This window comes from Salinicola salarius (assembly GCF_002179555.1).
GTDB lineage: Bacteria > Pseudomonadota > Gammaproteobacteria > Pseudomonadales > Halomonadaceae > Salinicola > Salinicola salarius_A.
On the sequence record NZ_NHOU01000003.1, the window covers coordinates 230,531 to 257,400 of the forward strand.

General features: G+C 62.3%; 26 protein-coding genes. 8 read left to right on the forward strand and 18 right to left on the reverse strand.

The window, feature by feature from the left end; translation table 11 throughout:
- Nucleotides 1-75: 75 nt before the first annotated feature.
- The 3 genes from CCD76_RS04330 to CCD76_RS19665 are packed head-to-tail and all read right to left on the reverse strand — an operon-like array spanning nt 76 to nt 1,477.
- The gene (locus CCD76_RS04330) at nt 76-555 is read right to left on the reverse strand and encodes a DUF192 domain-containing protein (RefSeq protein ID WP_087718298.1); all 480 of its coding nucleotides are present in this window, start codon (nt 553-555) and stop codon (nt 76-78) included.
- A 30-nt stretch (nt 556-585) separates the two neighbouring features.
- Nucleotides 586-1,194 (reverse strand): DedA family protein, encoded by a 609-nt coding sequence (locus tag CCD76_RS04335; RefSeq protein WP_087718299.1) that lies wholly within the window; start codon nt 1,192-1,194, stop codon nt 586-588.
- Between the two features lie 52 nt (nt 1,195-1,246).
- Nucleotides 1,247-1,477: a hypothetical protein gene (locus CCD76_RS19665; RefSeq protein ID WP_143543249.1), complete on the reverse strand. Its 231-nt coding sequence runs from the start codon at nt 1,475-1,477 to the stop codon at nt 1,247-1,249.
- Nucleotides 1,478-1,709: 232 nt separating this feature from the next.
- Between CCD76_RS19665 and CCD76_RS04340 the strand changes: the two genes are divergently transcribed.
- Together CCD76_RS04340 and CCD76_RS04345 are read left to right on the forward strand one after the other, a co-directional pair.
- Nucleotides 1,710-2,579 (forward strand): DMT family transporter, encoded by an 870-nt coding sequence (locus tag CCD76_RS04340; protein WP_087718300.1) that lies wholly within the window; start codon nt 1,710-1,712, stop codon nt 2,577-2,579.
- Nucleotides 2,576-3,034, forward strand: coding sequence for a GNAT family N-acetyltransferase (locus CCD76_RS04345; protein ID WP_218776952.1), 459 nt, complete (start codon nt 2,576-2,578; stop codon nt 3,032-3,034). Before CCD76_RS04340 ends, CCD76_RS04345 begins: the two co-directional genes overlap by 4 nt.
- A 12-nt stretch (nt 3,035-3,046) precedes the next feature.
- On the opposite strand, the gene CCD76_RS04350 is transcribed toward CCD76_RS04345, so the two are convergent.
- The 5 genes from CCD76_RS04350 to CCD76_RS04370 form a co-directional block, all read right to left on the reverse strand.
- Nucleotides 3,047-3,928, reverse strand: a complete 882-nt coding sequence (locus tag CCD76_RS04350; protein ID WP_087718301.1) for an ABC transporter ATP-binding protein — start codon at nt 3,926-3,928, stop codon at nt 3,047-3,049.
- Complete coding sequence (locus CCD76_RS04355) at nt 3,925-5,034, reverse strand: FecCD family ABC transporter permease (protein ID WP_087718302.1); 1,110 nt, start codon at nt 5,032-5,034, stop codon at nt 3,925-3,927. Before CCD76_RS04355 ends, CCD76_RS04350 begins: the two co-directional genes overlap by 4 nt.
- Before the next feature lie 6 nt (nt 5,035-5,040).
- Complete coding sequence (locus CCD76_RS04360; RefSeq protein WP_087718303.1) at nt 5,041-6,009, reverse strand: FecCD family ABC transporter permease; 969 nt, start codon at nt 6,007-6,009, stop codon at nt 5,041-5,043.
- Between the two features lie 121 nt (nt 6,010-6,130).
- Nucleotides 6,131-7,069: an ABC transporter substrate-binding protein gene (locus tag CCD76_RS04365; protein WP_087718304.1), complete on the reverse strand. Its 939-nt coding sequence runs from the start codon at nt 7,067-7,069 to the stop codon at nt 6,131-6,133.
- Nucleotides 7,070-7,188: 119 nt separating this feature from the next.
- Nucleotides 7,189-9,150: a TonB-dependent receptor domain-containing protein gene (locus tag CCD76_RS04370; protein WP_087718305.1), complete on the reverse strand. Its 1,962-nt coding sequence runs from the start codon at nt 9,148-9,150 to the stop codon at nt 7,189-7,191.
- A gap of 245 nt (nt 9,151-9,395) precedes the next feature.
- On the opposite strand from CCD76_RS04370, the gene CCD76_RS04375 reads away from it, so the two are divergent.
- From CCD76_RS04375 to CCD76_RS04395, 5 genes are all read left to right on the forward strand, one after another.
- Nucleotides 9,396-10,331, forward strand: a complete 936-nt coding sequence (locus CCD76_RS04375) for a LysR family transcriptional regulator (protein ID WP_087718306.1) — start codon at nt 9,396-9,398, stop codon at nt 10,329-10,331.
- Nucleotides 10,332-10,364: 33 nt separating this feature from the next.
- A complete protein-coding gene (locus CCD76_RS04380) occupies nt 10,365-10,982 on the forward strand; it encodes an O-methyltransferase (protein WP_218776953.1) in 618 nt (205 codons plus the stop codon).
- Between the two features lie 219 nt (nt 10,983-11,201).
- Entirely contained in the window at nt 11,202-11,420 is a 219-nt protein-coding gene (locus CCD76_RS04385; RefSeq protein WP_087718307.1) for a DUF1656 domain-containing protein, read from the forward strand.
- Entirely contained in the window at nt 11,420-12,424 is a 1,005-nt protein-coding gene (locus CCD76_RS04390) for an efflux RND transporter periplasmic adaptor subunit (RefSeq protein WP_087718308.1), read from the forward strand. Before CCD76_RS04385 ends, CCD76_RS04390 begins: the two co-directional genes overlap by 1 nt.
- A 5-nt stretch (nt 12,425-12,429) precedes the next feature.
- Nucleotides 12,430-14,493 (forward strand): FUSC family protein, encoded by a 2,064-nt coding sequence (locus tag CCD76_RS04395; RefSeq protein ID WP_087718309.1) that lies wholly within the window; start codon nt 12,430-12,432, stop codon nt 14,491-14,493.
- A 24-nt stretch (nt 14,494-14,517) separates the two neighbouring features.
- Here the strand turns inward: CCD76_RS04395 and CCD76_RS04400 are convergent, their stop codons facing one another.
- From CCD76_RS04400 to CCD76_RS04435, 8 genes are all read right to left on the reverse strand, one after another.
- On the reverse strand, nt 14,518-15,555 hold the full coding sequence (locus tag CCD76_RS04400) for a trans-3-hydroxy-L-proline dehydratase (RefSeq protein ID WP_087718310.1): 1,038 nt from the start codon (nt 15,553-15,555) through the stop codon (nt 14,518-14,520).
- Nucleotides 15,556-15,604: 49 nt separating this feature from the next.
- Nucleotides 15,605-16,381 carry an ABC transporter ATP-binding protein gene (locus CCD76_RS04405; RefSeq protein WP_087718311.1) on the reverse strand — a complete coding sequence of 259 codons (777 nt, stop codon included), beginning with the start codon at nt 16,379-16,381 and terminating at the stop codon, nt 15,605-15,607.
- Complete coding sequence (locus CCD76_RS04410; protein WP_087718312.1) at nt 16,378-17,154, reverse strand: ABC transporter ATP-binding protein; 777 nt, start codon at nt 17,152-17,154, stop codon at nt 16,378-16,380. Before CCD76_RS04410 ends, CCD76_RS04405 begins: the two co-directional genes overlap by 4 nt.
- A gap of 9 nt (nt 17,155-17,163) precedes the next feature.
- The gene (locus tag CCD76_RS04415; RefSeq protein ID WP_087718313.1) at nt 17,164-18,162 is read right to left on the reverse strand and encodes a branched-chain amino acid ABC transporter permease; all 999 of its coding nucleotides are present in this window, start codon (nt 18,160-18,162) and stop codon (nt 17,164-17,166) included.
- 1 nt (nt 18,163) lies between these two features.
- Nucleotides 18,164-19,078: a branched-chain amino acid ABC transporter permease gene (locus CCD76_RS04420; protein WP_087718314.1), complete on the reverse strand. Its 915-nt coding sequence runs from the start codon at nt 19,076-19,078 to the stop codon at nt 18,164-18,166.
- Between the two features lie 122 nt (nt 19,079-19,200).
- The gene (locus tag CCD76_RS04425) at nt 19,201-20,322 is read right to left on the reverse strand and encodes a branched-chain amino acid ABC transporter substrate-binding protein (RefSeq protein WP_087718315.1); all 1,122 of its coding nucleotides are present in this window, start codon (nt 20,320-20,322) and stop codon (nt 19,201-19,203) included.
- Nucleotides 20,323-20,658: 336 nt separating this feature from the next.
- Nucleotides 20,659-21,111, reverse strand: coding sequence for a hypothetical protein (locus CCD76_RS04430; RefSeq protein WP_087718316.1), 453 nt, complete (start codon nt 21,109-21,111; stop codon nt 20,659-20,661).
- A gap of 46 nt (nt 21,112-21,157) precedes the next feature.
- A complete protein-coding gene (locus CCD76_RS04435) occupies nt 21,158-21,982 on the reverse strand; it encodes a hypothetical protein (RefSeq protein WP_087718317.1) in 825 nt (274 codons plus the stop codon).
- Between the two features lie 294 nt (nt 21,983-22,276).
- Between CCD76_RS04435 and CCD76_RS04440 the strand changes: the two genes are divergently transcribed.
- Nucleotides 22,277-24,829 (forward strand): membrane-bound PQQ-dependent dehydrogenase, glucose/quinate/shikimate family, encoded by a 2,553-nt coding sequence (locus CCD76_RS04440; protein ID WP_087718318.1) that lies wholly within the window; start codon nt 22,277-22,279, stop codon nt 24,827-24,829.
- A 324-nt stretch (nt 24,830-25,153) separates the two neighbouring features.
- Here the strand turns inward: CCD76_RS04440 and CCD76_RS04445 are convergent, their stop codons facing one another.
- Together CCD76_RS04445 and CCD76_RS04450 are read right to left on the reverse strand one after the other, a co-directional pair.
- The gene (locus CCD76_RS04445) at nt 25,154-25,354 is read right to left on the reverse strand and encodes a hypothetical protein (RefSeq protein WP_087718319.1); all 201 of its coding nucleotides are present in this window, start codon (nt 25,352-25,354) and stop codon (nt 25,154-25,156) included.
- 276 nt (nt 25,355-25,630) lie between these two features.
- A complete protein-coding gene (locus CCD76_RS04450; protein WP_087718320.1) occupies nt 25,631-26,461 on the reverse strand; it encodes a VIT1/CCC1 transporter family protein in 831 nt (276 codons plus the stop codon).
- Nucleotides 26,462-26,870 lie beyond the last annotated feature (409 nt).

Consider the following 26,870-nt stretch of genomic DNA (forward strand, 5'->3'; position numbering starts at 1 on the left):
TTCGTCGCCTAAAGCGGCCCTTCCCGGCTCAAATGCCTTCATGATCGGCATGCCTCATGCCGGACACGAATGCCGTCACGGCGCCAGCCAGGAGGAGAGATCGACTCGATCTCCCACGGCCAGGTCATGGGCGTCGAAGTAGCCGGCATTGGCCTCGAGCGCAGCCCAAAACGGCGCGCCTGCCGGATAGACGGGGCAGTCGCGAGATGAGGTCGCATGGCAGGGAGGCATCGTCCTGAGCGAGCGGATCACGCCGTCACCGCCGATGAAGGCGATATCCAGCGGGATTCTGGTCTTGTACATCCAGTAGGCGTTGCTGCCCGGCTGCTCGCGGTCGTAGAGAAACAGCATGCCCGCGTTCTCCGCCAGCGACTCGCGCTCCATGAGCCCACGCGCACGCTCGGATGCCGTCCGCGCCACCTCGACATGCAGCGTATGCTCATGCCGGCCGTCGTCGAGGATCACCGTCTGGCGCGGCAACGTCTCCGCCCATGCCGGTACCGCGAAGAGCGCGCACAACACCCATACTCCACAGGCCCGAACCCTCGCCAGCATGCCCTTCCTCCTCGCCGTTGCGGCGCCGCCTCACCCGTAGCGACGGCGCCAGTAATGCTTACCGATATGATAGAGCCAGGCCAGCACCAGCAGCCCCAGCACCAGCTTCGACGCCGGGCCGATATAGGCCTCCAGCGCGCGGAAATTCTCGGCCAGCTGATAGCCGGCTACGGCCAGGAAGGCGCTCCAGATCGCGCTGCCCGACGCGGTGAGCAGCAAAAAGCGCCCGATCGGCATGGCGTAGACCCCGGCCGGCAACGAAATCAGCGACCGCACACCGGGCACCAGCCGGCCGAACAGGATGATCCAGTCGCCGTGGCGCTTGAAGATGCGATCGGCGCGATCCAGGTCCCGCCGCGATAGCGCCAGCCAGTGGCCGTGGCGCTCGACGAAAGCGGACATCCGGTCATGGCCGAACCAGCGAGCGACGCCGTAGAACGGCAGTGCCCCCAGCACCGAGCCGACCGTGCCCGCCACGATCGCGCCGATCAGCGAAAGCTTACCCTGGCTCGACAGGTAACCCGCCAGCGGCATGATCAGTTCGGAGGGAATGGGCGGGAACAGGTTCTCCGCGAACATCAGCAGCACCAGCCCGAAGTAGCTCAGCGTATCGACCGCCTGCTGAATCAGTGAATACATGCAGCCGCTCCCGCCGGCGGCATGCCGCGCCCCTCACTCTGAAACCATATCGTCACGCCTGTTCCTCCGTCCCGGACTCGCGCTGGCGCGAGCCGTTCTGCGCCGTGGCCGTCTGACGCGTGGCGGATTCACCCTGGCCGACCCGATGGTCGATGTAGGACAGCGCGAACAGTTGGACGACGAGAAAACAGACGCAGAAGGCGATTCCCTTGAACATGTTCCGGGCTCTCGGTGGCGATGATGACGAAATCGGGGCGTCATCCTTCGGAAGACGTTGACGCATGGTAGCGCATTCCTCGGATAACGGGACGCCGAGTTAGCCGCCGGCAACCGGACATCGCCCGCGGTTCCAGCGATGGCACGCCGAGACCTGTCGGCGTTTCACGCCCGGCCGCGTGACATCTCAAAATAACCTTGCTCTCGCCCGAGTCGCTGAGACAATGGGGTATCGGCGCCATTCGGTAACGTCTCCAACGACGCCTTTCGACAACGTCTTTCAACGATGAGTACCGCGCGTGCCCCTCAAGGATTTACTGATCGGTCTCGGCATCATCGCCATCTGGGCCTTCAACATCATCGTGATCAAGCTCGGGGTCGAGGATTTGCCGCCGCTGCTGGTGACGGTCCTGCGCTTCATGCTGGTCGCGGTGCTGGTCGTACCGTTTACCCGGATCTCGCGCCAACAACTCCCCTGGATCCTGCTGCTGGCGGTCACCTTCGGCGGCCTGCACTTCCCGCTGCTGTTTCTCGGACTCCAGCAATCGGAGGCCGGTACCGGTGCGCTTCTGGTCCAGATGGGTACTCCGTTCGCCACTCTGCTGGCGGCGATGTTCCTCAAGGAGAAGCTGGGGCCCCGCCGGGTCGTCGGCCTGATCCTCGCCTTCGGTGGCGTCGTGGTGCTGGCCGGCGGCCCGTCGCTGCCGCCACCCGCTGCCACCGCCCTGCTGCTCGCCAGCGCCTTTTTCTGGGCGGTCTCGACCATGATCATCAAGCTCTCCCCACCCATCGCGCCGCTGACCATGACCGGCTGGATCTCGCTGTTCGCGATTCCCCTGGTCGCGCTGGGCAGCTGGATCTTCGAGGACGACCAGTGGCTGGCGCTTCACCAGGCCAGTTGGGCCGGCTGGGGCGCGGTGGTGTATACCGCCTTGATGTCCTCGATCGCCGCTTACGGGTTATGGTACCGGTTGCTGCAGAAGCATCCGGTCAGCCGCGTGGTGCCATTGACGCTGCTGATGCCGGTGTTCGCCGTCATTCTCGGCGTCTGGCTGCTCGACGATCCGCTGGGAATCAACAAGGTCGCGGGCGGGGCCATGGTCATCGCCGGGTTGGCCGTCATCAACATCCGTTTTCGCCGTCAACGCAAGCCGAGGCCCGTTTCATGAGTCACCCTGCCTTTCCCGATATCCTGCCCATGACACTCGACGATCATGCGGATTTCACCGCGATGATGCTGCGCACGCCGGGCGTGGTGCTCAGAACCGCCGATGGCTACGCGGCCACGCAACGCTATCTGGAGCGAAATCCAGGATTGAGCTTCGTGGCGCGCCCGGCCAGCGGGGAAAGCATCGTGGGTTGCGCCATGGCAGGCCACGACGGCCGCCGCGGCTATCTGCAACACGTCATGGTCGATCCGGATTATCGCCAGCTGGGGCTCGCCCGGGCGATGGTCGATCATTGCCTGGCCGCGCTGCTGGCGGCGGGCATCGAGAAGGTGCATCTCGATACCCTGGCGGACAATCACGAGGCTCACCGCTTCTGGCAGCATCTGGGCTGGGCCGATCGCCGCGATGAGATCGTCAAGTTTTCCCGCGTGCTGGTCGAAGACGCCAACGCCTGAGCCAACGCCACCCTAGCCTCGCGAGTGGCGAGCCGAGCGGATGTTGGTCAGGAGCGGGCTGCCGGTGGCCGGATCCTGCATCAAGGTACATTCCACGCCGTAGAGATCACGAACCAGCGCCGTCGTCACCACGTCGCTCGGCCTGCCGGCAGCGACGATCCTGCCGTCCAGCATCGCCACCAGGTAGTCGGCAAAGCGGCACGCGCTGACCAGATCGTGCACCACCATCGCCAGCGTCTTGCCCGCCGCGGCCAGGTCCCGGATCAGTTCGAACACTTCCAGCTGATGGCCGAGATCGAGCGCGGAAGTCGGTTCGTCGAGCAGCAGCAGCGGTGTCTGCTGGGCGATCGCCATGGCGATCCAGGCGCGCTGGCGCTGACCGCCGGACATGGCATCCAGAGGCCGGTCGGCGAGCGCGTGCAGATCCGCCGCCGCCAGCGCTTCGTCGACCACGCGCCGGTCGTCCCTCGACCACTGCTTGAACAGACTTTGATGCGGCTGCCGTCCGAAGCGGATCAGCTCGGCGACGGTCAGGCCTTCCGGCGCGTGAGTTTCCTGCGGCAGCAGTGCCAGCCGCTGCGCCATCTCGCGCGCCGGCAGACGCTGGATATCGTGACCGTCGAGCAGCACCGCGCCCTGATCCGGCACATGCAGACGCGCCAGACTCGCCAGTAGCGTCGACTTTCCGCAGCCGTTGGGGCCGACGATCGCCGTCACCTGCCCGGCAGGGAGCTCGAGATCGAGCGCATCGATCACCGTGCGCCGCGCGCTGCCCCGCCCGTAGCTCAACGAGAGCTGGCGCGCGGCCAGGGGCGGTGCGACGTCCGGCGACACGTTCGAGGGCGACGCATTCGACAGTGACGCATCGGACGAGATAGCGGCAAACGAGTTCATGACTGGAACCTCGGTGCAGGACGTAACAGTATCCACAGAAGAAACGGTGCCCCGACGATCGCGGTCACGATACCGACGGGCACTTCGATCGGCGCCAGCAGTAACCGCCCGACCAGATCCGCGGCGACCATCACGATCGCCCCGGAGAGTGCCGAAGCGATCAGCGAAACGCCCCGGTGCGAAGAGAGCTGGCGGGCGATTTCCGGGCCGATCAACCCGACCAGCCCGACCGGGCCAGCGACCGCGACCGCCAGTGCTGCGAGCGCCACCGACACCACCAGCGCCGTGTAACGACAGGCGCGCACGCGGTAGCCCAGCCCCTGGGCCACGGCGTCCGAAAAGCGCAGTATCCGCATCGCCCGGGAGAGATAGCACGCCACCACGAGGCCGATCGCCAGACCGCACCAGAGCCAGACCAGCGCGGCACCGTCGCGGGCGTTGAGACTGCCGACGGTCCAGGGATAAGCGGCGTTGGCGGTGTCGATGGCGACCCGCGCCATTAGCAGTTGCGTCAACGCCCCGAAGACCGCGCCGACCCCGATCCCCGTCACGATGAAGCGATAGCCGCGCGTCCCGACGTCATTGGCCAGCGCAAAGGTGATGGCCGTCGCCGTGGCGGCCCCCGCCAGCGCCATCGGCGGCGGCGCCAGGCTCGTGCCGAGCCCCACGACCGAGGCAACGGCAAAGGCCGTGGCGCCGTTGTCGATGCCGACGATCCCGGGCGTGGCCAGACGGTTGCGGGCCAGCGTCTGCATCAGGCAGCCGGAGAGCGAAAACGCCGCGCCGGTCGCGACACCCGCGGCCAATCGCACCAGACGCAGCTCCTGGACGACGAAAGCGCTGACCGGATCGCCGTAACCGAAGACGCCGGCCAGCGCCTCCCGCGGGCTCAACGTCAGCGTGCCCAGGCATAGCGACAGAAGCGAAACGGCCAGCAGCGCAGCCAGCAAGCCGAGGCAGACGAAGCAGGCGCGACGCTCGATCAGGATCGAATAGTCGCGCTCGCCGAGCGCCCAGCTCAGGCGCCACGAGCCGGGCGGAGGCGTCACGCCGGCATCAGGACGATTCATCGGGCAGGCGGGCGGTGTCAGGGTACGAGTCTTCATCAGGCGTCACAGCGCGGGCAATCGGTGGGCACGGACGACAGCGATCAGCACCGGCGCCCCGACCAGCGCGGTAATCACACCCAGCGGCATCTCCGAGGGCGCCACCAACAGTCGCGCCAGAATGTCGGCGCTGAGAATCATGATCGGCCCCAGCGGTAGCGTCAGCCACAGGGTACGGCGAATGTCGGGACCGGCCAGCGCCCGGGCGACGAACGGCACCACCAGCCCCACGAAAGCGATCGGGCCGGCAACCGCCGTGGCCGCGCCGACCAGTACCGCCACCGCGATGACGCACAGGAGCCGGATCCAGCGGGGATGATGGCCCAGCCCGACGGCCACTCGTTCGCCGAGCGCGAGCGCCGCCAACGGCCGGGCGATGGCGACGATCAGCACACCGGCGAACAGCAGGCTGGGCAGGATAGCGCGAAGGTCCTCGAGCCGACGCCCGGCCAGGCTGCCGATGACCCAGAACCGGATTTCGTCGGCACTGCGCTGGTCGACCAGCAGCAGCAGTGAGGTCAATGCCCCCAGCAGCCCGGACAGGATCGCCCCGGCCAGCACCAGCCTGACCGGATCGTTGCCGACCCCGTTGACGCGCGCCATCGTCAGCACGAACAGGCATCCGGCCAGCGCCCCCAGCTGCGCCACGGAGATTCGCAGCGTCGCCGCGCTGGCGCCCAGCACCAGCGCGATCGCCACCGCCAGGGCACTGCCCGCGCTGACACCGAGAAGCCCTGGCTCGGCCAGCGGATTACGGGCGACTGCCTGGATCAGCGACCCCGCCACGCCAAGCGCCATGCCGACGGCCACGCCGATCAGTGTGCGCGGCAAGCGTAGCGACTCGACGACGAAACGCGCCTCGTCGCTACCGCCACCGGTCAGAACCGACCAGGCGTCGAGCGGGCCAACGTCGCCGGCGCCCAGGAGCAGGCTCGTCACGCCGACCAGCAGGAGGCTGGCCAGCAGGACGAGCATCAGATTGAGGAGCGACGATCGTTCACGAAAAGACGAGCGCTCACGGGAAATCGTTTCAGTCACGGCAGGTCGTCATGAAATCCGAGGCATGGAATCGAATCCAGGATCAGGGCATCAGTAGTCACTGCGTCAACACGCCCTCGATATCATCGAGAATGCGCTGCGCGGCGATGGGCCCGGAAGCGCTGGTCCAGAGCTGGCCGTCCACCGGCACCACATGGCCCTGCTGCACGACATCGAGGCGCTCGAAGGCCGGCGACTGGCGGGCGGATTCCAGCGCTGCTTCGCCGTCGTCGTTCAGCGTCGCCAGGAACAGCCAGTCGCTGTCGATACTCGACAGATTCTCGAGACTCAGCGAATCGCTGTGCGGACGCCCGGTCTTGACCACACCGCCGTCCTTCACATCGAAACCACTAGCCGCCAGCAGCCCGGTCGCGAACAGCTGGGTCGACATCACCAGCGGGCCGTTGGGCATCCAGCGCGCCAGCGTGGCGGTAGTGTCACCATTGGGCTGGCGTTGTGCAAGCGATCGAGAACGATTTTCAATTGCTTCTATGGCGTCATCGATCGCCGCCTCGCGGCCCAGCGCTTCGCCGAAGAGACGTGCTTCGGCCTTCCAGGCTTCCGGCTCGAATCCTTCGGTTTTGGGCACCACCGTCGGCGCTATCTGCGACAGCAGCTGGTACTGCGACTCGGGCAGGCGCGACGAGGCCAGGATCAGATCCGGCCGCTGCGCGATGACCGCCTCGATGTTGGTCTCGCGTGCGGTGCCGACGATGGCTATATCCGCGGCGGCCTCTCCCAGATAGCTCGCCACGCCCTCGCCGCCGCGAGTCGCCACCGCCCCCAGCGGCGTCACGCCCGCTGTCAGGACGGTATCCAGCGCCCCTTCGTACAGCGTCACCACGCGCTCGGGCTGGCCATCGATTTTGACATCGCCGTACGCCGTATCCAGCGTGCGGGCCTGGGCTTGCGGGATCAGGGCAGCCTGTGCCAATGCGGCCAGAGCGATCGCAGCGCAAAACAGCACGCCGCCACGAGAGTGAGAACGAATCTGCATGAATGATTTCCTGTCTAGCGAGTTCATGGAGTAGAAAGCCGGCATCGGCCTATGGCGATGCCGGATATGTCTTACGCTGCCCCAGAGGATGATCCTATGTGGATAGTTTCCAGGCGGCGTCATATTTCGAGATCGATAGCGAGCCAGTAGCGACGACCGTCTTCGACCAGGCTGTAGGTGTCGTAATCGATCCGCTTGTCGAAGACGTTGTAGACGCCGAACAGCAATTTGGCTTGCGGGGCGATTCGCCAGGACCCGCCCGTATCGACCAATGTGTAGGAGGGAATGGCATCGGTGGAGCCGGAACGCCCCGACGCCACATACTCTTCCTGATCGCCGCGGAATGTCAGGCGACCCCAGCCGCTGAATCGACCGGCAGGATCCCAGTCCAAGGTGGTGCTCAGCAGATGCCTGGGCAGCTGCGTGAGCTGCTCCCCTTCTGCCTCACCGGACTCCTGTTCGGAATCGGTATAGGTGTAGCTCGCCTTGGCCGACAGCGTCTCGCTCAGCGGACTTCCCAGCGTCAGCTCGACCCCCTGTGTATAAGCCTCGTCGATATTGACGCGGGTGGTGGGGCTACGGCCATAGCTGTTGTCGGGCTCCGACGCACAGGGGGCGCCCACGGCCGTACAGGGAACCCGGCTGATCTTGTCCTCGAAGTCGTTACGAAACAGCGTGATCCCGCCATTGAGCCCGCTGGGCCGACCGTAGAGCAGGCCGATCTCCTTGGTGACCGAGGTCTCGGGCTCGAGATCCGGGTTACCGTAGGTATTGCCGCCACGACTGACGGCCCCCCATTCCGGCGAGAGATCGCGTACGCCGGGCGCCTTGTAGCCCGTCGAGACGCCACCCTTCACTGTCCACAGCGGCGCTGGATTCCAGACACCGTAGAGACGCGGACTGAAGTGATTGCCGAACTCTTCGTTGTCATCCATGCGCACGCCGGCGGTGACCGAGAAAGTATCGGTGAGGTAGTACTCGTCCTCGATGAACAGCGCCCACTGGTACATGTCCAGCTCGGAGAGCTCGGAGATCTTATTAGTAGTGGTATCTTCCAGCTCCTCCTTGGAGTAGCTGCCGCCCACGCTCAGCGTATGCGAGCGAAAAGGCATCACCACCTGCGACTTGGCCTCGGTATTCTTGACCGTGATGTCTCGCCCCTCGTTTTCGGTCTCTTCCTGTTGTACGTAGGTGGTCGAGGTGCCGATACCCCAGCGCCCTTCATGACGCAGCGAGTAACGCTCTGTCTCATTATCGGATTCACTAGGATCACCGCCCTCTTCGACGGTCTTCCCGACGTTCATCTCGCGCTGCTGCTTGGTGCGACCGGCTTCCAGCATGAAGTCATGGTTCTGGGTCGGCGTCAGCGTCACGCGCGCCGTGCCGTTGACCAGCTCCTTGTCCTCGTAGCCGTCGACGATGTCGTCCTCCTGCCGAGTGCTGTAGCGGCCGAAGACCTGCAGCCCGAGCAAATCATCGACCAGCGGCCCGGTGGTATAGAATTCGGTCTGCTGAGCATCGCCGGAGTCCCGATCTTCCTGGATCGTCGCTCCCAACCGCAGATTGGCATGCCATTCGTCCTGGACTTTACGCGTGATGACGTTGATCACCCCACCGATGGCATCCGATCCGTAGAGCGTCGACATCGGCCCACGGATCACCTCGATGCGCTCGATGGCATAGAGCGGCGGCAGCCAATCCTGCTCGAACCCGGCGCTACCGTTGGGGCGCGATTCACGTGTACTGACCGGCATGCCATCGACCAGGATCAAGGTATATTCGGCAGGCATACCACGGATGCTGATGTCGGCGCCGTTGTCCCCCGACCCGCCGCCCGTCACGATGACGCCGGGCACGTCCACCAGGGCATCGGTCACATCGCGGTACTGACGGCGCTCGAGCTGTTCGCGTGAGATCACACTGATCGAAGCGGGAGCACTGGTCACCTGCTGCGCGTAGCCCGCGGCCGTGACGACCATAGGGTCCAGCTCGCTCTGGGCCTGGCTATGGTTCGCAAACCCGACGGCCCCCGCAGCCGCCAGTGTGAGCGCTGAAAAGCGTAATGGCGTTGAAAACGTCATTGTTGGTTCCCTTGATAAGACGAGTCCGAATGAACAAGCGGCTCGCACGGCCGAAAATCTTAATACGAATATTTATCATTTAGATTCTTTCATACTGTCTGTCTAAAATCTCGCGACAGTGCGTTGCGTGTTTTGCAACCGCTGGAAAGATCGCACCGGGGCGATAAAACCGTTAAAGTTTCTGATAACCATTTTCATTCACGCCCGAATCCGCCCCGCCACCGGGCAGGCTTGCCAGGAAATTCATGTACGATCTCGAGGAACTCGCGACCTTCGCTGATGTGATGGAATCCGGCAGCCTGACGGTGAGCGCTCGCCGTCTGGGCGTCGCCAAATCGACCTTGAGTCGCCGCATCGCGCATCTGGAAACCCGGCTGGATCAGCCATTGCTTCGGCGCCAGGCCAACCGTCTGATGCCCACGGAGGCCGGCGGGCTTTTCCTGGGTTACGCGCGGGAGATGTTGCGGATTGCAGAACAGAGCCATCTGGCGCTGGACGACTTGAAGGCGGAAATCAGCGGCGAGGTCGTCGTCAAGGTTCACTCGGCGCTGGCGCGCGGTTTCGTGGCGAGGCAGGCAGAACGCTTCCTGGAGCGCCACCCCAAGGCCAGGCTGGAAGTGCGCACGCTTCGATCGGCCCCTTCGCTACCGGACGGCAGCGCCCTTCACCTTTGGGTCGGAGCGGTGGTGGAATGCGGCCTGCGCCAGGAGGTGCTGGGCTGGATCACGCGCGGTATCTACGCCAATCCCGAGTATCTCCGCCATCGGGGCGCGCCTAGCCATCCGCACGAACTGAAAAACCACGCTTGGGTCGACCTGCTCGGCGATACCGAAAGCGGCGTGACGCTGAGTCATCTCTACCAGGGCCGTTATCACCTGCCGTCGGCCGGCAGTCGGCTGCGTGTCGATCAACTGGCGTTACATTCCGATGCCATCGCTCGTGGCCAGGGGTTGGGGCTGATGCCCCACTGGATGGCCGAGCGCCGCTTGCGCCATCATCCGGGGACCCTGGTGCCGTGTCTGGAAGAGTGGCAGGCGCCGCCGCTACCGGTCACGCTGCTTTATCCCTATGGCCACCAGCCCCGGAAGATCACTGCACTGATCGAGCAGTTGCGCCAATCGATACCGGCCGCCTGGCAACGCGAGACGATGGAGCTGCCAACCCCGGCCATCGGTCGCTGAACCTCATTCACTCTCTGCACCTGGAGCACCCCAATGACGATGTCATTCCCCGAAATGGACATGAGCGATGCGATGCGACGCGTCATCGAGCTTTACCATCAGCGCATCGAGGCGGAAAAGCGCGGGCAAGGCGGCCCACATCGCCACATGGCGATCGGCCCCGCATCGGGGCGTCTGATCAACCTGCTGGTGCGCAGCCTCGAATCACCGCAAATCCTCGAGCTGGGCACCTCGCTGGGATACTCGACGATCTGGCTGGCCGACGCCGCACGCGCTGCGGGTGGTCAGGTCATTACCATGGAGCTGGAAGCCGAAAAGTCGGCCTATGCGCGGGACATGGCCGAACAGGCCGGACTGGCGAAGTGGATCGACTATCGCGTAGGCGATGCCTTGCAGTTGCTCGCTGACGAGGCAGGCCCTTTCGATTTCGTGCTGGTAGATCACTGGAAAGATCTCTACCTGCCCAGTTTCGAAGCGTTCCGGAGCAAACTGGCACCCGGTGCCATCGTGGTTGCCGACAACATGATTCCCCGACGTGAAGACAAGGGGCAGGCCGCCTACGCCGCCGCCGTTCGCGCGACACCGGGCATGAGCAGCGTCTTGTTGCCCGTTGGCTCGGGGCTGGAAGTGAGCCGTTACCATCCCGAATGAACGCCCCCACTCGCCCCTTCAATACCCGCTCCTTCGATACCTACCCTGCGCGCCACTGACGGCCCTTTCCTTCACACGGGCCAGGTACGCGAATTCCGGCTTTTCCGGTTAGACTGCAGGAAAGACGCGGCGGCTCCAGCGCCGCGTGTCTGACAGTGACTTAAATAGCGTGCTAACATTGATCGCTTGTCGAATCACGACTCGGCTGACAGGGAAGATATGGGTCTACAGGAAATTGCCGTTGGCGGGATCTTTCTCAGTCCACTGCTGATTTATGCCTTCTTTGGCTTCATCGCTACCCTCTTCCTTCGCTCGCTGCTGCATTGGGTGATCGGGCAGCGCGCCTTGTGGTATGAAGCCTGGTTCGACGTCTCGCTGTTCGTGCTGTTCACTGCCGGCATTACCTTTCTGTTTTCCGTCCTGCTCGAGAGTACTTGATGCGCAATTCGCTACGTATCCTCATGACCCTCGTCGTCGTCGCGATCGCCGTGGCCGCCGGCATCTGGCTTTGGAACTACTATCTTTTCACCCCCTGGACGCGGGATGCCCGCGTGCGCGCGGAAGTGATCACGATTGCGCCGGACGTCTCCGGCTGGGTACGCACGCTCAACGTCAACGACACCGACTTCGTCGCCAAGGGCGATACGCTGTTCGAGATCGACAAGGCGCGTTATCAGGCGGCACTGGATCAGGCGCAGGCGACGGTCGAAAATCGCGAGGCCACGTTGAAGCTGCGCCAGACGGAAGCCCAGCGACGCAATCAGTTGAGCAACCGCTCGATCAGCGCCGAGGATCGCCAGATCGCCCAGATCAACAGCCGGGTTGCCGCCGCCGATCTGAAGCAGGCTCAGGCCGATCTCGCCAGCGCCAGAATCGACCTGGAGCGTACCCGCGTCGTCGCGCCGGTCAGCGGCCATGTGCTCAACCTGCAGCTGTCGGCCGGCAACTATGTCAGTCGAGGCACGCCGGTGATGGCGCTGGTGCAGTCGAACTCCTATTACGTCATGGGCTATTTCGAAGAGACCAAGATGTCCTCCATCGATGTCGGCGATCCCGCGGAGGTCATCCTGATGAATGGCGATACCCATCTGCATGGACATGTCGCCGGCATCGGCCGGGGGATCGCCGATACCAATACCAGCCTCAACAACCAGCTGTTGCCGCAAGTGCAGCCAACCTTCAACTGGGTGCGACTGGCACAGCGCATTCCGGTTCGCATTACCCTGGACGACATTCCGGACGAGACGCTGCTCAGCGCCGGCATGACGGCAACGGTCAGGATTCAGCACGGCGACGGCACGCCGCCATCCGAGTCTCCTGCCGACCCCGTCAGTACGACAACGAAGCCGACCCAGCCAGCCGACCGGCGCCCGACCGAGCAGGCTCAATCGAGACCGGCTGACGCAATGCCAGCCGGGAACGCTGCCGACGACACGCAGTGAGCGCCATGCCACCGCTCGTCAAGACCTACCTGATGCCCGACGCCACGGCGGTCAAGTTCGCCATCAAGACCACCGTGGCGATGATGATCGCGCTCTATCTGGCGCTCTGGTTCAACCTCGACCGCCCTTACTGGGCGTTGATTTCGGCGGCCTTTCTGCAGATCCGCCCGATGAGCGGCATGGTAATCGAGAAAGGCATCTGCCAGCTCGGCGGCACGTTCGTCGGGGCGGTGGCGGGAATCGTCATCATGTCGCTGTTTGCCCAGGCCAGGGTGCCCGCGCTGATGACCCTGACGCTATGGATCATGCTGTGTACCTATGTCGGCTCACTATGGCGCAACAACTATACCTACGGCTGTCTGATGGCAGCCGTCACCGCCATGCTGATCGTGGTGATCTCCAACGGCAGCACGCCCGGCGGGATCTTCGACATCGCCGTGGCGCGACTGTCGGAACTGGGGTTGGGCGCGATCTGTGCCACCCTGGTCAGCTCGTTGCTGTGGCCCTCCCGAGTCGGCAAGCATCTCTCAACTCAAGCTGATAGCGTCATCAACGAAGCGTTCGAGAACGCGGCCCTGCGCCTGGAGGCGAGCGACGACATTCCCGCCATGCAGAAGGCGCTGCGGGGTAGCCTCGGCCCGCTGACCACGCTGGAAACGGATAGCCAGGCGGCGCGCTTCGAGGGTCCGGAAGGCCCGGGCCGCGTCCGTGCCACCCACGTTCTGACCCGACGCACGCTGCGCTTCCTGGCCAATCTCCAGGCGCTGCATCAAATGATGCGTGACCATGCCGACAAGCTGGATCCGCGCAGCATCGAGATCGCACGCCAGGTCGCCCAAGGCTTTCGCGAGGCGGAGCAAGTCAGGGGCGTTGTCAAAGGGCGTCAGGAACTTCAGAAGCTGCGTCACCTCGTGCACCAGAGCGACGAAAAAGGCATGGCACCGTTGGACCGACGCGCACACTTGGGGCTGCGCGAATCGATCGGCCATGCCATGGTCATGCTGAACGCCCGCGAAGCGATCGCCTCACCTGGCTCGCACAAGTTGCGCTCCGCTTCTCTGGCCTGGCACCGCGATCATCTCGCCGCCGCTATCAATGCGATTCGCTCGGGCATCGTTTTCGGCACGCTCGCCACGTTCTGGATTCTCACGGCCTGGAACAGCGCCATGATTGCCATGTTGCTGGGCACGCTATTCTCGTCCTTCTTTGCCAGCCGAGACAATCCGGTCGCGATCACCATGATGTTCTACAAGGGCATGCTCGCCGCCATTCCCAGCGCGTTCCTGTTCGGACATGTACTGCTGTCGCAGGCCAACGGCTTTCCGATGCTGGCGCTGCTGTTCGGCACGCCGCTGTTTCTGGGGCTGATGGGGGCGACCAATCCGGCGACGATGGGTTATTGCCTGGCCTTCACCATCTTCAACATCCTGCTGACCATGCCCGGCAACAACATGGACTTCTCTTTCGACAGCTTCGCCAATCGCGCGGTCGCGGTGATCATCGGCCTCACCTGCGTGGTGGTGGGCTTCCGGCTGTTGCCCGGTCTGGGCACGCGCCTGCGTCGGCGCCGCTTGATCAATGCGATCTCCAGGGATATTCATCATCTGCGGCGGCGGTCGATACGCGATGCCGAAACCCGCTTCATTGGCCATATGGCGGATCGCATCCTGCAACTGGCCCAGCACGACGACATGCTGCCCCAAGATCAGCGCCACCTTTTCATACTCGGATTGACGGGGCTGGATCTGGGCACCGCTACGCTACGCCTGCGCGATCGACTCGATGATGCGCCCCACCCGGTCATTCGACGCGCCCATCGCCAGCTGCTTCAGGCGCTGGCCACCGGCTTCGAGGAGAGTGCCAACGGCCGCCAGCCGCAGGGGATCCGCGAGGCGGGCGAGCGTCTGGAAGAGGCTATAGTCAAACATGGCGATGCCTCGACGGATCACCATGTGTTGCTGGTGGGGTTGGTCGAACGACTGGAACTGGCGCTGGAACGCCTCGGGCACATCATGGCCGAGCGCCCGCATATCAAGCCCGACCGCCAGCCCGAACCCGTCACCTCCTGATCGCGACCGGCGGCCTGATGCCTATCATCGACGACCGATACGCGGCCAGGTGTCGGCGAGACGGTAGCCGGCAGGCCACGGGTCACGCGGGTCGAGGGTGTGCTGATGTGTACCGGTGATGAAAGCTCGCCCCCGGATCAGCGGCGTCACCGCTTCCTTGTCGCCGACCCGCGTCGTGCCATCGAGCCGGCAGTAGAAGCGCGAGTCGATGATCGATTCACCGATGAAGGTCTCGCCCTGCTTGAGTTTGCCCTGTGCATGCAGCAGCGCCATGCGCGCCGAGCAGCCGGTTCCGGTGGGAGAACGATCGAGCTTGCCCGGCTGGATCGCCACCGTATTGCGGCCAAGCCAGGCATCACCCTCCCGCCTGAGCGGCGCGGCAATCTGGCAGAAAGAGACGTGCTTCCAGTCGGGATTGGTGGGGTGATGGAAACCGAACTGCGCGTTGACGGCATCGGTGATCCGAATGCCGGCCTCGACCAGATCCCGCGCTTCGTCCGGTTCCAGTCTGAAACCGAGGTCCTCGGCATTCACGATCACAAAGCTGTCGCCGCCGAATGCCGTGTCGACACGCAGCGTACCGAGCCCTTCCACCTCGAGCCGCAGGTCTCGCCGATCGACGAACGCCGGCAGATTGCGCACGGTGACGTCTAGCACCCGACCATTTTCGCAGCGCGCCACGGCCTCGATCAGACCACCGGGCGCTTCCAGCACCAGATGTGTCTCGGGCTCCTGCATCGGCAGGATCCCAGTTTCGAGCAGCACGGTCGCGACACAGAGACTGTTGGAGCCGGACATCGGTGGCGTGTCTTCCGGCTCCATGATGATCCAGCCCATCTGCGCCCGTGGATCCTTGGGCGGCACCAGCAGGTTGACGTGCCGGAAGACGCCGCCACGGGGTTCGTTGAGCATGAAGTTGCGCAGCGTTTCGTCACGCGCGATCCAGCGCGACTGCTCCCAGAGCGTCTCGCCGGGTGGCGGCGCCACGCCGCCGACGATGACATCCCCCACTTCTCCCTCGGCATGACAACTGACACTATGGATCACGCGAGTGGTCTGCATACGATTCTCCGATACTTCGTTATTTACCGAGTCATTCACCGACGCCCTGTCATTCACCCACACCCAAGTAGGCCTTCACGATCGATTCGTCTTCACGCAGCCTCGCCGCCTCGCCCTGCATGCGAATCTCGCCGTTCTCGATCACGTAGGCGTAATGCGCCAGCCGCAGCGCGAGCCGTGCGTTCTGCTCGACCAGCAGAATGGTGGTACCCGCTTCGTTCAGGCGCTTGATGATGCGCATGATGTCGGTAACGAGCTTCGGCGCCAGCCCCATGGAGGGTTCGTCGAGCAGCATCACGCTGGGGCCGTGCATCAGGGCACGCCCCATCGCCAGCATCTGCTGCTGACCGCCGGAGAGCAGCGAACCGTCCTGATGGCGACGCTCGTGCAGGATCGGGAACAGCTCATAGACTTCCTCGAGCCGTTGTCGCCGCAGCGCGTTGTCCTTGACCGTGAAGGCACCCAGTTCCAGGTTCTCCTTGACCGTCAGCCCGCGCAGGATACGCCGGCCTTCCGGCACGTGAACCACGCCGCGACGGGCGATCTCGTGAGCGGCCAGCGTGGCGATCGATTCCCCTTCCAGATGGACATCGCCGCGCCGGGCCCGCACCAGTCCAGATATGGTCTTGAGCGTGGTCGACTTGCCGGCCCCGTTGCTGCCCAGCAGGGTCACGATTTCCCCTTCATGGACATCCAGCGATACCCCACGCAACGCCTGGATCTGGCCGTAGAAGGCTTCGACATCGCGGATGCTCAGCCGTACCTTGCCAGGCCGCGTGACGCTTTCCGACCTATCGTTATCGGTTTGATTGAGGGTTTCCGTCACAGTGCCAGCTCCTCATCGTCCTGGCCGAGATAGGCCTCGATCACCTTGGGATCGTTCTGCACGGTGTGCGGGTCGCCTTCGGTGATCAGACTGCCGTGGTCGAGCACGCTGATACGCTCGGAGACGTTCATCACCAGGCTCATGTCATGCTCGATCAACAGCACGGCGACGCCGCGCTCGTCACGGATACGCCGGATCAACTCGATCAGCGCCTGCTTCTCGCCGCTGTTGAGACCTGCGGCCGGTTCATCGAGCAGCAACAGCTTGGGCTGGGTCGCCAATGCGCGGGCGATTTCGACACGCCGCTGATGACCGTAGGCAAGGTTGGTGGCCAGCCGGTCCTGATGCCCCAGCAGGCCGACGAAATCGAGGCACTCGAGGCTGGTTTCGAGAATTTGGCGCTCTTCGGCGCGCTGACTCGGTAGCCGAAGGACGGCGGCGAGGGCACCCGATCGCGTCCGGCAGTGCTGGCCGGCCATGACGTTCTCCAGCACCGACATTTCCCGGAACAGCCGGACGTTCTGGAAGGTCCGAGCGATGCCCAGACGCGTCACAGCGTGCGGCTTGCGCTTGACGATGGACTCGCCATCGAGAGTGATCTCCCCCTGCTGGGGGCGATAGAACCCGGTAATCACGTTGAACATCGATGTCTTGCCGGCCCCGTTGGGGCCGATCAGGCTATGAATGCGTCCCGGTTCAACGCCGAAATCGACGTCGTGCAGGACGGTGTTGCCGGCAAAGCTCAGCGACACCTGTTTCAGTTGCAGCAGCATCGCTTCCCCCTAGGATCGTTTCTCGGGCCAGATACCACTCGGCCGAAACAGCATGATCAGCAGCAGCAGCACGGCGAATATCAGCAGTCGCAAGGTGCCGAAGTCGCGCAGCAACTCGGGGCCTAGCACCACGATGAACGCGCCCAGAATGACGCCGGGTATCTTGCCCATGCCGCCCAGCACAACGGCCAGCAGAATCAGCACGGACTGCTGGAAGCTGAAGCTTTCCGGCGAGATGGCGCCCAGATTTACCGAGAAGAAGATGCCGCCGATCGCCCCGAAGATGGCGCCGATCACGTACGCCGCCAGCTTGGTTGCGACCCGGTTGATCCCCATCGCTTCGGCGGCATCTTCATCATGGCGGACATAGAGCCAGGCCCTGCCGAGACGCGAATCGAACAGCCGCTGGCTGGCAATATAGGCCAGCACCGCCAACACCACGAAGACGTAGTAGAAGTCGATCGAGCTATCGATGTGCCAACCGAACAGTGACGGTTCCGGGATATGCGAGAGGCCGCTGGCGCCACCGGTGATTTCGAGGTTTCGTGCGGTGAAGCGCACGATTTCGCCGAAACCCAGCGTCACGATCGCGAGATAGTCGCTGCGCAGGCGTAACGTCGGCCCGCCGATGATGACGCCGGCCAGCGCCGCCGCCATCAGCGCGAAGGGGATCGCCGCCCAGAAATTGACGCCGAACTGCTGCGTCAGAATGCCGATGGTATAGGCACCGACGGCGAAGAAGGCGGCGTAGCCGAGATCGAGCAGACCGGCGTAGCCGACCACGATATTGAGCCCCAGGCACAGCACCACGTAGAGCAGCGCGTTGGTCAGGATCACCGTGGTGTACTGACTCGAGATCCAGGGTGTGATGATCAGGATCGCAATGATGGCGAGATGAAGCGCTCGTCTCCGGCCTGGCGATTCGAACGCCGCGTAAAGACGCTGGAGCGGATTGCGTGGCCTAGGCTCGTGGGTATCGGGCCTCGTGGGGGGCGAATGTCTGTCCATGTCACATCCTCTCCACTTCGGATTTGCCCAGCAGGCCGGTGGGTTTGAACACCAGCACCAGAATCAGGATCGAGAAGGTGAAGACGTCCTTCCACTCGCTGCCGATGAACGGAATGTGCGTTCCGAAGGACTCCAGCAACCCCAGGATCAGACCGCCCAGCATGGCGCCGGTGATGCTGCCGATCCCGCCGATCACCGCGGCTGTGAATGCCTTGAGCCCGATCAGAAAGCCCATGAAGTACCAGATGCTGCCGTAATAGGCGCCGGCCATGGTGCCTGCGGCTGCCGCCAGCCCCGAGCCGATGAAGAAGGTCACCGCGATGACGGCGGAGACGTTGATCCCCATCATCCGGCACATGTCCTTGTCGATGGAGACCGCCCGCATGGCTCGGCCGTAAAGCGTCCTGGAGACGAACAGCTCGAGCGCGATCATCAATACCGCTGCGGTCGCCACCAGCACGATCTGGTTGTGGGAGAGAAAGAGATTACCGAGATTGAAGCCGCCGAACCCGAGATCGGTGCGAAACGCGGTGTACTGGCCGCCGGTCAGCGCCAGCGCTGCGTTCTGCAGCACCAGCGATACCGCCAGCGCCGTGATCAGGATAGACAGCCGAGGCGCGCCGAGCATCGGGTGGTACGCCACCCGTTCGATCACCACCCCCAGGCAGCCGACGGCGAGCATGGCCAGCAGCATCGCAACGAAGATGCCAAGCCAGCCGGCGCCGAGGAATCCGGAAACCAGGGAGAGGCCACCGAAGCCTGCGAAGGCGCCCGTCATGTAGAGATCGCCATGGGCGAAGTTGAGCAGTTTGATGACCCCGAACACCATGGTGTAACCGAGCGCCACCAGGGCATAGAAAGAGCCCAGCACCAGCCCGTCGACGAGCTGCTGCAGAAAAGAATCGTACCAGGTCATGGGCGTATGTCTCTGGGCAGCGGAAAGCGGATGAGGAGAGCGAGCGCGTCGCGGGTTTCACGCCCCGCGACGCGTGACGGCACCTTCGGTCCGAGCCGAGGCTCGAACCGAAGAGCGAGTCGTCATTCCTCGTAGCGAGTCCACTTGCCGCCCTGGCCCTCGAGCACCACGAAGTTGCTGCGTGCCAGCGTGTGCTGAGGCGTGAAGGAGATCGGACCGGCCAGCCACTCCTGCCCGTCGGCGCTGTTCAGCGCCTTGATGATGGCGTCGCCATCGGTGGAGCCGGCCTTGTCGATCGCCCAGGCCATCAGCTGCATGCCATCATAGGCGAGCGGCGCATACGGCCCCGGCGCATTGCCGAACCGGGACTCGTAGTCGCTGGTGAACTGCTTGGCGGCCGGCAGGAAGTCGGCTGTCGGGTTGGAGAATGCGAATACGCCCTCGGCAGCCTGACCGGCGATATTGAACAGTTCCGGTGAGTTGGATCCGTCACCCACGGCGATGGTGCCCTGGAAGCCACGCTGACGCAGCTGACGAATCAGCAGACCGCCATCGGCGTAGTAGGCTGTCCAGAAAACCGCTTCGGCACCGGAGCCACGGATCTTGTTGACCAGCGCGGAGAAGTCCTGCTCCCCCTTGTTGACGTATTCGAAGGCCGAGACGGTGTGACCGGCACCGGTCCAGGCGTCCCGGGTCAGATTGGCCAGATCCTGGGAATAGGCATCCCCCTGATTGACGATCGCCAGTTTCTCGATGTCCTTGCCTTCGAAGAACTCGAGCGCGGTCTTGGCCTGGTCGTCACCAGTGGAGTTGATCATTACCGCGTTGCCGGGGTTGGCCGGGATCAGTTGGGTTGAGTTGGCTGCCACGATCACGAACGGGATGTTGGCATCACCGTAGGTCTTGAGCGTCGGCTGGGTCGCACCGGAACAGTAGCCGCCCACCACACCGACGACCTCCTGCGAGGCCAGACGACTGGCGGCGTTGACCGACTGCTGCGGGTCGCAGGCCGTGTCTCCGGTGACCAGTTCGATCTGGCGTCCATTCAGCAGCCCACCGTCGGCGTTGATCTCGTCGGCGGCCAGCATCATGGCGTTGTACATGTCCTTGCCGTAGGTGGCTTCGGAGCCGGTAGTCGGCACCTGGACACCGATGGTGATGGGCCCGTCCTGCGCCATGGCGAGCGAACCGGCTGCCAGATTGACGACGGCCGCAGAGGCGATCAGTTTGAGGAATTTACCCATACAGCGATTACTCCCTTCAGCGATTGTTGTTTATTCGTACTGCAAAGGGGTCGGGCGGGCGCCCTTCCGTATTCGAGCCACATCGACAGCAGCGTCGAAGTCATCCTGCCATGGATGATTACATTCCGACACTATGCTTTTCGTAGACACTAGGGTGTTTGTATAAAATATACAAGAGCATGTCCGGCGAACTTGCCTACCCCCTGTTCACGCTATTCCAACCCTTGGCATCAAGGCATGGCGTGGATGGGCAGCGCGTCGTGCAGGAATCGTGCAGAAATAAAAAAGCACCCGACAACGATGCCGGGTGCTTGATCAGGCAAGACTTTCGAAAGCTCAGTAAGTGATGCCGACGTGTGTCTGGAAGCTGGTGTGCCAACCATCGTCGACCGGCGAGCCGAAGTAGTTAAGCCCGTTCTTGTTGGTGACGATATCGAACCAGGCATAGTAGCGTCCGGCGGTGATCTTCATGCCCAGGTCGTTGAGCATCGGATCATCCATATCGCCGAAGCCGCCGTTGATCGCGGAATAGTCGTCGGCAGGATCTATATAGCTGAAATCGTTGTAGAAGTAGAGATTCTCGATCGCGCCCCAGTCCACGTCCATGCTGTAAGCCAGACTCGCCGAGTACATCTCGCCCTCGGCCGGGATCAGATAGTTGAAGTTGAACGCGCCGATCTGGATGACGTTATCGGAAATGCCGGAAACCGACTCGTCCGGGTTCTCGGCATTGAACTCGTAGGTCGTGGCCTGGAGCTGTGTCATCCAGTTGCCGTAGCTGCCATCCATGCCAAGTGCGACTGCCCAGCTGTCGCCACTCTCGTGCGTCTGGTTGTTATAGAGCTGGCCCGTGCGTCTGGTTGTTATAGAGCTGGCCGCCCTTGGCCGACAGATTCACCTCGGTGGTGTAATCCGTACCCTGATTGAAGGTATAGGCAATGCGGGCAGCGAGCTGGTTCTCTTCGGTGTTGCCCTGATCGCTACTGCCAATCGGATTGGCGCCGTAATGATCGTTCTCGTCGCCGAGCTGGTCGCTCTTGAAGAAGGCCAGGCTGGTATCCCAGGCGCCCTGGCTGTGGTTCCAGGCAATACCGGCATTCTGGTTGTCATTGAACCCGGCCAGATACGGCAGCGTGCCGTACCAACCGAGATAGCCGTAATCCATGTTGCCGAACGGCGTCTGGAACAGCCCCAGCTTGACGCTGTCGTTATCGCTGAACTGATAGGCCGCCCAGGCGTGATGCAGGAAATTGTAGTCGTCGTATAAACGGTACTGGAAAGAGTACGACAGCGGCCCTTCGCCACCGTCCATCCCGAGAATGAATTTCCCGAAATCGACGTCGCCCGTGGTGTCCTTGCTGGCTTCGTCCCAGTCGTTGAAAGTGTAACCAAGTTCGACGAGCCCAGTGAACTGTGGCGTACCCACCTCGTCCAGCAGGGAGCGGTTTTCTTCGGCGATCTGACGAGTCTGAACACTATCTGCCTGCTGGCTGGCCCGCTGTTCCGCCAATTGCTGCTGCAGTTGCTGAACCTGCTGCTGCAACGCATCGAGCCGGCGTTGAATGGCTTCGCTGTCCTGAGGGGATTGCGCCAGTGCTGACGGGACGCACGTCATCATGCCCACGGCAATACCGAGGGACTTGAAGGTCTTCGAAGTCACGTTGTCGTTCCCTTGTACGAATTCTGAGGTCTTGTAGGAAGCAGTTAGGAGCTATTGTTAGCCTGCTTCGCTTGAACCGTAACAAATCTGTTATGGTCCTTAAACCTTTGTCTTATGGGAGAGGTACCTCGGAGAAGTTGCAGGCAAAGAACTGATTGGGTTCCGGACGGAATTGATCGCCAGCTTGGATGACCGTGACTACCCTTACTTCATGCCACAGCTTATCGCATCAGGCAGTTGGTCGCTTCGGAGCATGACCAACCTAACATCAAATATCATTCAAGGGAGAATACAGTGGCCAATACGACTTCTTCCGGCGGTGCAGGGGGCATTTTTGCCAAGCTCGTCGGAATCATTGTTGCGCTCGTTGGTCTGGCTCTGGGAGCCGGCGGCGCTTACTTGGCGACGCTAGGCGGTTCCTGGTACTACCTTATCGCCGGTGTGCTGATGCTGGTTGCTGGCATCCAACTGTTTCGCAACCAGATTTCTGGCGCCGTTATTTACGGGATCGTCTTTATCGGTACCTTCCTGTGGGCGGCCTGGGAATCGGGGCTGAATTACTGGCGCTGGATTCCTCGGCTGGATATCGTGCTGATCCTGGCCATTCTGGTCGCGCTGGTTACCCCAGCGCTGAAGAACGGCCCCTCCCGCAAGGCCGGATTCTCGCTGGCAGGCGTCCTGTTTCTGGGCCTGGTGGTGGCCGGCGCGCTGGCATTCCTTCCCAACCGCGGCTACGAAAATCTCGAGGATGTACCTGCGGTAGCCGACGAGTCGCTATCGACGGATGTCGGCAACGCGCAGCCAGCCGATGTCCCGGCCTCGGGCGATTGGGCCGCCTATGGTCGTGATTCGGCGGCCACGCGCTACTCGCCTCTGGATCAGATCACACCGGATAACGTCGGCGACCTGGAGGTAGCCTGGCAGTATCGTACCGGTGACGTTCTCGATCATCGCTGGGGCGCTGAAACTACACCGCTGAAAATCGGGAACGACGTTTTTCTGTGCACATCGCGCAACATCCTGATCTCCCTGGACGCTGCAACCGGCGAGGAGAACTGGCGCTACGATCCGCAGGTTTCCGAGGACGCCATCCCCTACACGGCTGCATGCCGCGGCGTGACGTATTACGAGGTGCCGGAAGAACCTTCGCCGGACGCTGGCCAGCCGACGGGCCAGGGCCAATCCACGGCAGCAAACGAGTCACAAGGTGATGACGAAGGTCAGGCGCCGGACAGCGAGGCATCGCAGAACCAGATGGCCGTCACTTCGAATGACGACCAGTCCTGCCAAGCGCGCATCATTTCGGGCACCCTTGACGGCCGCCTGATCGAAGTCGATGCCGCGACCGGCGAACCGTGCACCGGCTTCGGTGACAATGGTCAGGTGGATATCAAGCGCAATATGGGCGAGACGCCGGAAGGGTATGTCTCCATCAATTCCGCTCCGGTTGTCGTACGCAACGTGCTCGTCACGGGTCACCAGGTCCTGGATGGTCAGCGTCGCTATCCGCCCTCCGGCGTGATCAAGGGCTATGACGTCGTAACCGGCGAGCTACTCTGGGCGTGGGATGCTGGTCGTCCGGATCAGAGCGAACCCCTGAGCGGCGATGAAACCTATGTGCGCGGCTCTCCCAACATGTGGACGACCGCTGCCGGTGACAGCAAGCTCGGCCTGGTTTATCTGCCGATGGCCAACAGCGCTGGCGATTACTGGAGCAGTTCGCGAACGCCCGAGGAAAACGAGTGGGCCAGTTCCATGATTGCCCTGGACGTCGAAACCGGCCTGCCGAAATGGCATTTCCAGACGGCGCACAAGGACGTCTGGGATTACGATCCGGGCTCACAGCCGACATTGATCGACTTCCCCACCGACAATGGCAAGGTGCCGGCATTGGTCATGCCGACCAAGCAGGGCGAGATCTACGTCTTCAATCGTGAGACGGGTGAGCTGCTGGGCGGCGGCGCCGAAGAGCGCCCGGTTCCCCAGGGCGGCGCCGAGCCGGAGCAGCGCAGCAAGACGCAACCTTTCTCGCTCTACGCAACACTGCGTCAGCCGGACATCGACGAGAAGGATATGTGGGGCATGACCCCATTCGACCAATTGTTCTGCCGCATTCAGTATCATCAGGCCAGTTGGAAGGGCATGTATACCCCGCCGACCGCCGAGCAGCCGTGGATCCAGTACACCGGCTATAACGGCGGCTCCGACTGGGGTAGCGTGGCGATCGACCCGCGTCGCGGTGTCATCATTGCCAACTACAACGACATGCCCAACTACAACGAACTCGTACCGCGTGACGTCGCCAACAAACTGGGCTGGGTGCCCCGCGAGGAACAGCAGGAAGATAGTGGTGGCGCCGAGGGTGCCGGTGATCCGCAGGCCAATACGCCGTATGCGATCAACGTCAACGCTGGCTGGCGTGTGCCCTACACCGGCATGCTCTGCAAGCAGCCGCCGTATGGTCATATCCGCGCCATCGATCTGGCCAGCGGCGATACGCTATGGGATCGGCCGCTAGGCACGGCCCGTGCCAACGGCCCGTGGGGCATTCGTTCAGGGCTACCTATCGATATCGGCACGCCCAACAACGGCGGCTCCGTGGTGACCGCTGGTGGCTTGATCTTCATTGCTGCCGCGACTGACGACCTCATTCGTGCCATCGACATCGAAAGTGGCGAGACGGTGTGGCAGGCTCCCCTACCCGCGGGCGGCCAGGCCAACCCGATGATGTATGAAGCTAATGGCCGACAGTACGTCGTTATCGTCGCCACCGGGCACCACTTCATGGAGACCCCTTCCGGTGACTATGTGATCGCCTATGCACTTCCGAAAAGGGATGATAGCTGATCAATGGCTTTAGCCAGCACCACTCCCTGTCAGGATAAAATCCGTGCGGGGAGTTGGTAACGAAGTAAGTGTTATAAAGGATTAACGGGCGGTGGTGTCGTGGACATCACCGCCCGTTCTTTTATTGCGAAATAGTGATAGTGAAGGCCAAGGCTATCTCGATACTCAACTATTAGACGTTCATATCGATAGCAATGAAAAGCCCGAGTGCCGTAAGCACGGCACTCGGGCCTTTTCTCCATGATCGCCTGATTAGTTTTCAGGCAAACCATGGTGATAAACGCAGAGTTTTTTCTCTCACCCTACGCGGGCACCATGACAGAATTAATTCTGCGCATCCTCTGCCTGATCCTGAATGTCTTCGCCAGCATCTTCCATCGTGCTGCCTGCGTTGTCCACGGCGTCATCGACCGATTCTCCGGCTTCCTCTGCTGGCCCTTCGTCGTTATCGCAAGCCACAACGCCAAATGCCATCAGGCCCAGTAGCATAGCCATTGCCATTTTTTTCAATAGGTCAGTGCGCATCTCGCATTCTCCTGAGCAACTGCTTCCATGTATTTGCCCTAACAACCATAGCCACAGATTGCGGAATCAGCCAACTTCAAAGCAGCCTTCCCTAATTTCTCCTAATTATTCGAAAATGGGCAAAAGTGTCTGCTTCTGGCGTCAAGGGGTTCCGTCCCTTGCCATGAGATATCAAGAATGGCGCTAGCGAAGTAACGGAGGGCTCTCTTCAAGCTCACCCTTATCCACATACCCATACGGGCTTCGCCATGAGGCCACCAAGTCATCGCGATGCCGCTATGACAGGCTGGGTGGCCCGTGACGTTTCTTGCGGACATAAAAAAACCCCAGCCTTGTGGGCNCCCTCAAAACGTCAACAGGCCCTAGTACCCCTTGTGCGAAATAGCCGGTAGCAAAAGCCAATCCGGCTGCTGCGGTACCCATTAACAATGTACGTAGTCCCGGCCGGCACACTGGCACGCCATACACCGCGCTCTTAAGCATGCCGATACCTAAAAACACCAGCCCTGCGAGGCCAAGACTGACCAGGAATTGAGTGGTAATACCGAGCCCTGGCAGGGCATAGGGCAATAGGGGCAAAGCGCCGACCAAAAGGAATGCAGCGAAGGTAGTCAGAGCCGATCGCAAGGGACTAATTCCAGCAGCGGAAAGCCCATATTCTTCTCGCAACATGGTCGAGACCCATACTTCTGGATCGTGACATAGCGCTTCGACCACCTGTTCAAGCAACTCCCCCTCAAATCCCTTCGCTTGAAACAGCTGACGAATCTCTTCTCGCTCGCCTTCTGGCACCAAGGCGATATGTTGTTGTTCGACCTGTTCAGCGTTAGCAATCTGGGCCAATTGTGCTTGGCCAGCCTCATAGTTGCTCACTGCCATGCTGAAGCCATCAGCAGCCAAGTTGGCGAAACCCAGTACCAATGCTACTTGTGGCGAGAAACCCGCACCGAAAGCACCGGATACCACAGCAAAGGTAGTGACACAGCCATCGATACCTCCGAGTACAGCATCAGGTAACGTTGATGCTCTCATTGGCCTTGCTAGCCGGGCACGCACCGCATCGGGCTGATGCTCGCCCAGAAGCTCCTCGCGGCTGGGAGTCGGCATGATGAACCTCCTGTGATCTGGATGGCTAACCACAGGAGTATATGCACAACAAGGATATCGAGCTGATCAAAAGCGGGATGCTATTTTCGTTGGCGTGATCGGCAATGGCGCGTCCAGACCCGCTCGCTCTTCATACACAGTTCAGCACGAATAGACGGTTCAGTACGGCCTGATCGATGCCGTCACGACAGAAAGCCGTCACGACTGACTGAGAGGCCCGTGACGTTCCGTGCGGACATAAAAAAACCCCAGCCTTGTGGGCTGGGGTTTCGGGATAGATGCCTGACGATGACGGGGGCGGCCACCCGTCGTCCGGCGCTCTCCATGGGAGACCCCTAAACGAATGAACCCCGACCAATGGCCGGGGTTCGAAATAAGTGCCTGACGATGACCTACTCTCACATGGGGA